The sequence below is a fragment of the Flavobacterium cupreum genome, from assembly GCF_003996965.1.
GTDB lineage: Bacteria > Bacteroidota > Bacteroidia > Flavobacteriales > Flavobacteriaceae > Flavobacterium > Flavobacterium cupreum.
This window is the reverse complement of the sequence record NZ_QWDM01000230.1, coordinates 1-291: the sequence shown is the minus strand read 5'-3', so window position 1 is coordinate 291 and position 291 is coordinate 1. Positions and strand designations below refer to the sequence as shown.

Here is a 291-nt window from a genome sequence, read left to right as displayed (position 1 = left end):
TCTGGACCGAGGTGTTGCCGGCCGCGTCGATGGCTTGGACGTCAACCACGTAGCTGTTGTTCGTGTCGCTGTCGTTTGGAGCTTCGAAGTCGGGTGCGCTGATGAAACGCAGCGCGCCAGTCGTCGCATCGATAGCGAACAGGGCCGAGTCAAGGCCGCCGGAAAGCGACCAGGTGACGGCTTCGTTGGCGGTCAGGGTGGTGACAGCTGTCGTGTTCTCGGCGATCGAGGAGCTTGCGGTTGCGCCGCCGGTGATGCCGGGTGCCACTTCAGCTCGGAAGAGCACACGTC

At 63.6% G+C, this 291-nt stretch carries 1 protein-coding gene; it reads right to left on the bottom strand.

Going from position 1 to position 291, the window contains the following annotated elements; all coding sequences use genetic code 11:
* Positions 1–291 (bottom strand): cadherin repeat domain-containing protein (locus D0817_RS25960; RefSeq protein ID WP_161568495.1); only part of this gene is annotated, 291 nt, incomplete at both ends.